Below are 8188 nucleotides of genomic sequence, written 5' to 3' on the forward strand. Positions count from 1 at the left end.
GAGATCGTCGACAATGGAGGAATCGTGGCGCGTGGGAGGTCGGTGAGAGCGGGCATAGCCGCTCTCGTGGGTGTGGGAGCGGTGCTCGCGACCACAGGCTGTTCGACGGCCGCCAAGGCGAAGAAGCCGCCGCAGGACCTGTGCGCGCTGGCGACCAGTCCCCCCTTGGTCCAGTTCACCGGGGACGACACCCCGCTTCATCGCTCCCAGTACAACAAGCTGACGTCGCCCGCGGACTGTGTTGCGGAGTCCGACGCCGGGGGCCTGGCCATCGAGTTGGAGCGGCACGGGGACACCAGTAAGACCAAGGGCGGCAAGTGGGCCCAACGCAGCTACCAGAGCAAGAAGGACAGCGAGTCCTGGACCTACCGGTGCGCGCCGACCGCTTCTCCGCGCCTGGGCAAGGACTCGTCCGAGTGCGTCTCGGACGAAAGGTTTCGCCTGTTGGTCCGCAAGGGCAAGGACGTGCTCTCCTTCACGGTCGACGGCGACCTGGCCACGCGTTCGGACACCGCCGACGTCATACGCTCCTACGCCGACCAGGTCCTCGCGGGCCTTGCGGCCAAGAAATGACAAGGCCGCCGGGCACTCCGCGGACGCGCGCCCGGGTCGGTTTCGGCGAACCCGCCCGGGGCCGGCCCATGGAACCCGCGTGCGGACCGGCGTACCGGCGCGAACCCCCGATGTGTCCGATCTTGTCCGGTCTTCGATTGCGGATCCGAGCATGACCGTCCAAACTCCGGGGTTTCCTGAGAGAATCCGGCCGTCCCGAACCACGGTGCGGCACAAGGCCGACCGTTCACAGACGGGGGCTCCACCGCCATGGATCCGCTAGCGCCCACCGATCCCGAACGCGTCGGGTCCTACGTGCTGTTGGGCCGCCTGGGCGGCGGCGGCATGGGGCAGGTGTACCTGGGCCGCTCACCCGGCGGACGCCCCGTCGCGGTCAAGCTCGTGCACAGCGCACTCGCCGCCGACCGCGACTTCCGGCGCCGCTTCGCCCAGGAGGTCGAGGCCGCCCGCTCGGTCGGCGGCTTCTACACCGCGCCCGTCGTCGACGCCGACCCCGACGGCGACCCGCCGTGGCTGGTCACCGCGTACGTTCCCGGCCCCTCGCTGCACGACGCCGTCGTGTCCGCCGGCCCGCTGCCGCCCGGCACGGTACGCAGCCTCGGCGCCGGACTCGCCGAGGGACTGGGCGCGATCCACGCGTGCGGGCTCGTACACCGCGACCTCAAGCCGGCCAACGTGATCCTCGCCGACGACGGGCCGCGCGTCATCGACTTCGGCATCGCGCGCGCGATGGGCGGCTCCGAGCTGACCGTCACCGGAACCATGGTGGGCACCCCCGGCTTCATGTCGCCGGAACAGGCCATGGGGGAGACGGACATCGGTCCGGCGAGCGACGTGTTCTCGCTGGGGTCGGTGCTGGCCTTCGCGGCGACCGGCGAAGGCCCGTTCGGCGGCGGGTCGATCGCCGGGATCGTCTACCGCATCGTCTCCGGGCAGCCCGACCTCACCCGTCTCCCGGACGAGTTGCGCGACGTCGTGACCGCGTGCCTGGTCCAGGAACCGTCCGGGCGCCCGAGCCTGGACCAGGTGACGGACGCGCTGGCGTACGGGCGCGAGGCCACCGAGATGTTCACGCCCGGCTGGCTGCCCGCGACCGTCCCGCACATCGCGTCCGACGCCGTACGCGCCGCGACCGTGGTGGTGCCGCCGTCGGATCCGACACGCGCCGTACCGCCGCCCCCGACGCCCGGCTCGGTCCCCGGCCCGCCGCCGACCGCGGAGACCGTCGCCGTACCGGGGCGGCTCGCCCCGCCGCGGGACGCGACCACTGGGGACGGGACCGGGTCCACCGGGTCCACCGGGTCCACCGCCGAGACGGTGGTCGGGACCGGCGGTGTCGGTGCCACACTCGCCGCTCCGGAGTCGGACGACAAGGCACCCGGGCGGTCCGGCCCGTCCCGCCGCCGCTTCATCATCGGCGCGGCGGGCGTGGCCACCGCCGCGATAGCCGGGGCGGGCGCCTGGGCCGCGCTGCGCGACGACGACAAGCCCAAGGGCGAGACCGGCGCTTCGCCGCCTCCCCAGGACGACGCGTCCCCCTCCGCCGCCAAGTCCGGCGAGCCGGTGTGGCAGTTCGCCACGTCCGGAACCGTCCTGTCCTACCCGCGCGTCGCCGGCGACACCGTCTACGGCGCGAGCAACGACGGGACGCTGTACGCCGTCAACACGGCCGACGGCACCGAGCGCTGGAACTTCCGTACCGGCGCGGCGATCGGCTCGTCCCCGTCCGTCGTCGGGGGAGTCGTCTACCTCGGCAGCGACGACGGCAAGTTGTACGCGGTCGACGCGGTGTCCGGCACCGAACGCTGGTCGTTCCCGACCGGCGGCATCGTGCACTCGCCGGTCTTCAGCGGCGGGGTCGTCTACGTCGGCAGCGCGGACGGCTTCCTGTACGCGGTCAACGCCGACGGCAAGGAGCGCTGGCGCTTCCAGACGGGCAACGACACCCACTCCGCCACCATCGCGGGCGACGTCGTCTACGTCGGGTGCAGCGACAGCAACCTCTACGCCGTGGACGCCGTTTCGGCCGCGAAGAAGTGGACCGCCCCGACCGGCGGAGCCGTCTCCGGGTTCCCCGTCGTCGACGGCGGCGTCGTCTACTTCGGCAGCACCGACGGCAAGCTGTACGCCGTCAACACCGCGGACGGCCGCCAGCGCTGGGTCTTCGCCGGCACCGCCGCCCAGGCGGGACCGGCCGTCACCGGAGGCACCGCCTACATGGGCGGCGGCCCCAACGTCTATGCGGTCGACACCAACACCGGCAAGGAGACCGGCAGATACACCGCGGGCGGCGACGTAGGCCGCCCCACCGTCGCCGCCGGCGTCCTGTACGTCGGCAGCACGGACCAGAACCTCCACGCCGTGGACGTCCGTACGATGCAGCCGCTCTGGAAGCTCGCCGCCCCCGGCGCCGTCCAGACCCCCACCGTCGCCGGCGACCGCGTCTACGTAGGCGTCGACGACAACACCCTCCACGCCATAGCCATCTGACCGCACGCGCGAAAACGCGAACGGCGCGGTGCCCGGGTGGGGCCGCGCCGTTCGGGTGGGGTGGTTATGCGTCGAGGATTTGGGCGGCGATCAGGTTCTCCAGGTAGCGGTCGTCCCACCAGTTGAGCTGGAGGGACTTGGCGCGGCGGAAGAAGAGCTGGACGTCGCACTCGACGGTGAAGCCCATGCCGCCGTGGACGTGCACGGCGAGGTCGCTGACCTCGCGGTACGTCTTGCAGGCGAACAACTTGGCCATGGGGGCCAGCTTTTCGACGCCGCGGCCGTTGTCGCGGGCCCAGGCGGCTTCCCAGACCAGGGTCTCCGCGCCGTCGACGGCGGTGACCGCGTCGGAGAGGTCGTGGGCGATGGCCTGGAACGCGCCGAGGGGCTTGTCGAACTGCTTGCGGGTCTTGGCGTATTCGACGGTGATCTCCAGGACCCGGCGGGCGCCGCCGACCGCGAGGGCGGCCAGCAGGATGATGCCGTCGTGGAGCACCTCGGACCACACCGGCCACGCGCCGTTGACGTTGCCGACGACCGCGTCCGCGCCGACCCGGACCGAGGTGAGGTCGAGGCGGTGCTGCGTGTCGGAGGCGACGGTGGGCTGCGCGGTGCGGGTGACCCCTTCCGCGGACGGGTCGACGAGGAAGAGGGTGATGTCTTCCGCGGCCGTGCCGGTGCGGGCGAGGACGAGTACGCGGTCGGCCGAATTGGCGTACGGGACGTGCCGCTTGACGCCGGTCAGCAGCCAGTCGTCGCCGTCGCGGGTGGCGGCCAGGGCGACGCCCTTGGGGCCGTAGCCGCGGTCCGGTTCGACCCATGCGGTGGTGACGACCGCGTCGCCGGAGGCGATCTTCGGCAGCCACTCCTGGCGCTGCTCGTCGGTGCCGGCCGCGGTCAGCACGCCGCCCGCGACGACCGAGCTGACGAAGTGCGGGGAGGGGGAGAGCGCGCGGCCGAGTTCGTCGTAGACGACGACCGCGTCCAGCATCGACATCTGCGACCCGCCCCACTTCTCGGGGATGGTCAGGCCGGTCAGACCGCTCTCGCCGAGCTTGGCCCAGAAGGCGGGCGGGTAGCCCTTCTCGTCCTCCTCCATCGCGCGCACCACGCCGAGGTCGGCGTGCCGGGCGGCGAGCCCGCGCACGGTCTCGCGGAGGACTTCCTGCTCATCGCTGAATGTCAGGTCCATCGGAGCTCCTTCCGTGTCACGGGGTCACGGGGTCCAGCGCTCGGCGCGCCGGTCCCAGGGGTTGTCGTCGTCGGAGACCGGGAGTGCCACGCGCGCCTCGCAGGTGGTCTTCGGCTTGCCGTCGACGGTGAGGGAGACGTCGAGTGTGACCCAGCCGCAGCCGGTGCCGTCGGTCGAGACGTCCTTCACGGTCGCGTTGTAGACCATCGTGTCGCCCGGGAAGACCGGCGAGGTCATCCGGAACACGACCCGGCCGATGCGGCCCTTGGGGCCCGTCCAGTCGGTGAGGTAGCGCTCGAACCACGCGCCCTGGTTGGGGGTGTTCAGGAAGATGTCCTGCACGCCCTGCCGCTCCACGGCGAACTTGTAGTCGTGGTGCATCGGCCGCCAGTCGCGCGACGCCATCGCGCCGAGGATCACCGTCGTCGCGGTGACCTCGTGGGACAGCTCCGGCAGCGTGTCGCCGGGCTTGACCCGGTCGAGGGTCAGCTGTGCGGTGGTGTTCGTCATGCCGAAGCCTCCCGGCGGTAGCCGTAGCCGGTGTACGACTCGGTGCCCAGCAGGTCGCCGTTCTGGTTGTGGTACTCGACGTCGATCACCCAGAAGCGCCCGATGCCGAGCTTGGTGCGCTTCTCGCCGCTGACCGACTTCAGGACCTGACGCGACGTCACGAAGTCGCCGGGGCGCAGCGGTTCGTAGAAGACGTTGGTGTTGTCGGTCATGATCGCCTCGGGCAGGCCGAAGCGCTTCTTGAGGTCGAAGTGCACCTGGAGCGACAGTTGCTCGCCCTCGGCGCCGGGCGCCCAGTAGTGCGGGCGGGCGTACGCCGAGATCAGGCTCGGCGGCGAGATCGGCCCGCCGGTGACCTCCTCGGCGACCTTCGGGTCCCAGTAGAGCGGGTTGCCGTTGAACACCGAGGCGCAGGAGGTCCACACGTACCCCTGCTCGACCGGGAAGTCCGCGGTCTTCTCGTACTGCGTGGCACCGATCAGCGCGGCGACGTCCTCGGGGAGGGTGTCGTCCAACGGCGTCTGGTTATCGCTCATGCCGCTACCTCGCTACGCTCGGCGGCCGCATTCGCGACACGCATCGCCCTGATGGTTAGCTCGCTGCGCTCGCTCACGCCACCACTCCTTCGTCGCGTAGTGCGGTGATCTTGTCGGCGGACAGGCCCGCCGCGGCGAGCAGTTCGTCGGTGTCGGTGACGTCCGACTCGCGGACCAGGTACGGGTCTTCGGACGGCACCATGCCCGCCAGCACCGCCCCGATCTGCCGGAACGTGCCGTGCTTGGGGTGCTTGGCGGTGGCGAACGCGCCCCGTGCCGCGAACTGCTCGTCCTCGACCAGTTCGGGGACCGACAGCACCGCCGACACGCAGGTGTCGGCCGGGGCCAGTTCGGCGACCCACGCGTCGCGCGACTTGGTGCGCAGCACCTCGGCGATGTCGCGGCGGATCTCGTCCTGGACCGCGTCGTCGTTCTGGTGCGCCGTCCACTTGTCGAGGCCGAGGAGGCGGCACAGGTTGCCCCAGAAGCGCGGTTCGATGGCCGCGACCGAGAGCCACTTGCCGTCGCCGGCCTGGTAGGTGTCGTAGCAGGCGTAGCGGCCGAGCAGCAGGTTGGAGCCGACCTCGACGTTCTCGCCGGTCGCGAGGTACTCGTCGACCGACAGGGCCATCAGGGCCAGGACACCGTCCGCGACGGACACGTCCAGGTGCCGCCCCTGCCCGGTCGAGGCGCGGTTCAGCAGCGCCGCGAGGATCGCGATGACGGCGTGCATGCCGCCGCCCGCGCTGTCCGCGACGGTCGCCCCCGGGATCGGCGGCCTGCCGTCCGCGTCCTTGCCGGTCAGGTGCAGGAAGCCGCCGGTGCCCAGGTAGTTCAGGTCGTGCCCGGCCTGCTGGGACTTCGGTCCGGACTGCCCGAACCCGGATGTCGAGCAGTAGACGATGCCCGGGTTGAGTGCGGACACCGCCGCGTGCCCGATACCGAGGCGGTCCACGACGCCGGGGCGGAAGCTCTCGATGACGACGTCGGCCTTGGCCGCCAGCGCGAGGAACGCGTCGCGGCCTTCCGGCGCCTTGATGTCGAGCAGGACCCGCTTCATGCGCCGGTGCGCGCTGTACGAGAAGAAGGGAGGGGCGATCTGCACGCCGCTCTTGGCGGGGACGGGGCCGACCTTGACCACGTCCGCGCCGTAGTCGGCGAGCCAGCGCGAGGCGCGGGCCGCGGGGCCCACGCTCGCGAGATCCAGTACGGTGACGCCTTCCAGGAGCTCGGTCATGTCGCCCGTCAGAAGTTCTTGGGGAGACCGAGCTTGCGCCGGGAGAGGATGTTCTTCTGCACCTCGGAGGTGCCGCCGCCGATGGTGTCGAGCACGGTGTAGCGGTACGTCGACTCTGCGCGGCCCTTCATCGGAGCCTCCTCCGTGCCGACCTTGAGCTGCGTGCCCGGCCCGCCGAGGTCCATCGTCGCGTTGGCGAGGCGCTTGGACAGCTCGGTGGCGTACAGCTTGTACTCGGACGCCTCGGTGGTGGGCGGCGCGCCGCCCTTCTCCGCGGCGGCGACCACGCGCAGCCCGAGCAGGCGCGCGACCTCGGCCTCGGTGGCGAGGGTGGCCATCTTCTGGCGTACGACCGGGTCCGCGCTCAGCGGCTCGTCGTCGACCGTCGCGGTCCTGACGTAGTCGGTGAGCAGGTCGAGCCGCTGCGAGATCGGCGCGAACGAGAACATGGTGAAGCGTTCGAGGTCGAGCGCCTGGGATATGTACTGGAAGCCCTTGTTGACCTCGCCCACCACGTAGTCGTCGGGCACGAACACGTCGTCGAAGAAGACGTCGTTGGTGCGCTCGTCGCCCATCGTCCAGATGCCGCGGACGGTGATCTGCGGGTGGTCGAGCGGGACCAGGAACAGCGTGATCCCGTGGTGCTTGGGCTCGGCGGTACGCGCGCCGACCCAGTACCACTCCGCGAAGTGCGCGGAGGTGGTCCAGGTCTTCTGCCCGTTGAGGACCCATCCGCCGCGGACGTCGTCGCGGATCGCGCGCAGCTTCATGGACGCGGCGTCGGAGCCCGCCTCCGGCTCGCTGTAGCCGACCGCGAACTCGACCTCGTTGCGCAGGATCTTGGGCAGGAACTCGGCCTTGAGCTTCTCGCTGCCCACCGCGAGGAGCGTCTTGCCGATGATGCCGACGCCCTTGCCGATCTGCGGCCCGCCGCGGCCGGCCAGCGCTTCGTTGAGGATGTACTCGTAGATGCCGTCGCCGTCCTGGCCGCCCCACTCCTCGGGCCAGGTGATACCCAGCCAGCCCTGGTCGGCGATCTTGCGCATGAACGCGCGGCGCGCGGGAGTGTCGACGATCTGGGCCATGTTCTCCCGGGTGACGTCGAAGACCTCGGGATCGTCGTTCTCGTTGAGGAAGCGCTCCACAGTTTCGGCGAAAGAGCGCTGGTCGGGGGTCAGTTCAAAGTCCACGGCACCTCCTGGGGGCGCGCGTGCAGAGACCGACGGGAGGTACAAGACGCCGGTCACCACGGAAACCTGACGGACAGTCAGATCAACGTAGCACCGGCCCAAGATCAAAAACAGCGGCAACTCCGCGATCTTGGCGGAAGATCACCCGGGCCGAGGTGTTGACCAGCGGTGAAACGGTGATCACCCTGGGTGTGGCGGCCTCCGAGCGAGGGGACGACGAGGCGCCCCGGACGCTCGGAGGGTCCGGGGGCACCTCGACGAAACGAGGCCGCCCGAACGCCGGACGACGGCGTCTCGGCCGGGCCGGGGCCCGCCCGGACGCCGCCGTCCGGCGCTTGTGCCTCGCACTGAGCCGCTCAACGGCGCTAGGGAGTGTCTTCAAATTCGCGTCGGATAGCCCGCGGGCCGTGGTGCGTGCGCTCGCAAGGCGCGGGCCGCAGCTCGGCCTGGGTTTGGCCGG

7 protein-coding genes are annotated in these 8188 nt (G+C 70.9%); 2 read left to right on the top strand and 5 right to left on the bottom strand.

Features of this window, described 5'->3' with window-relative positions:
- Positions 1 to 24 precede the first annotated feature (24 nt).
- Both AB0C36_RS33055 and AB0C36_RS33060 read left to right on the top strand, forming a co-directional pair.
- Positions 25 to 573, top strand: a complete 549-nt coding sequence (locus AB0C36_RS33055) for a hypothetical protein (protein ID WP_358361502.1) — start codon at positions 25 to 27, stop codon at positions 571 to 573.
- A 249-nt stretch (positions 574 to 822) separates the two neighbouring features.
- Positions 823 to 3063, top strand: coding sequence for an outer membrane protein assembly factor BamB family protein (locus AB0C36_RS33060; protein ID WP_358361505.1), 2241 nt, complete (start codon positions 823 to 825; stop codon positions 3061 to 3063).
- 64 nt (positions 3064 to 3127) lie between these two features.
- Here AB0C36_RS33060 and AB0C36_RS33065 read toward each other — a convergent pair whose 3' ends face one another.
- The 5 genes from AB0C36_RS33065 to AB0C36_RS33085 form a co-directional block, all read right to left on the bottom strand.
- Entirely contained in the window at positions 3128 to 4255 is a 1128-nt protein-coding gene (locus AB0C36_RS33065; protein WP_358361507.1) for an acyl-CoA dehydrogenase family protein, read from the bottom strand.
- Between the two features lie 24 nt (positions 4256 to 4279).
- Positions 4280 to 4765 carry a hotdog family protein gene (locus AB0C36_RS33070; protein WP_358361511.1) on the bottom strand — a complete coding sequence of 162 codons (486 nt, stop codon included), beginning with the start codon at positions 4763 to 4765 and terminating at the stop codon, positions 4280 to 4282.
- A complete protein-coding gene (locus tag AB0C36_RS33075) occupies positions 4762 to 5301 on the bottom strand; it encodes an FAS1-like dehydratase domain-containing protein (RefSeq protein ID WP_358361513.1) in 540 nt (179 codons plus the stop codon). Before AB0C36_RS33075 ends, AB0C36_RS33070 begins: the two co-directional genes overlap by 4 nt.
- Before the next feature lie 73 nt (positions 5302 to 5374).
- Positions 5375 to 6538: a CaiB/BaiF CoA transferase family protein gene (locus tag AB0C36_RS33080; RefSeq protein WP_358361516.1), complete on the bottom strand. Its 1164-nt coding sequence runs from the start codon at positions 6536 to 6538 to the stop codon at positions 5375 to 5377.
- 8 nt (positions 6539 to 6546) lie between these two features.
- Complete coding sequence (locus tag AB0C36_RS33085; RefSeq protein WP_358361519.1) at positions 6547 to 7728, bottom strand: acyl-CoA dehydrogenase family protein; 1182 nt, start codon at positions 7726 to 7728, stop codon at positions 6547 to 6549.
- Between the last annotated feature and the right edge of the window lie 460 nt (positions 7729 to 8188).

This window comes from Streptodolium elevatio, assembly GCF_040649515.1.
Lineage (GTDB): Bacteria > Actinomycetota > Actinomycetes > Streptomycetales > Streptomycetaceae > Yinghuangia > Yinghuangia elevatio.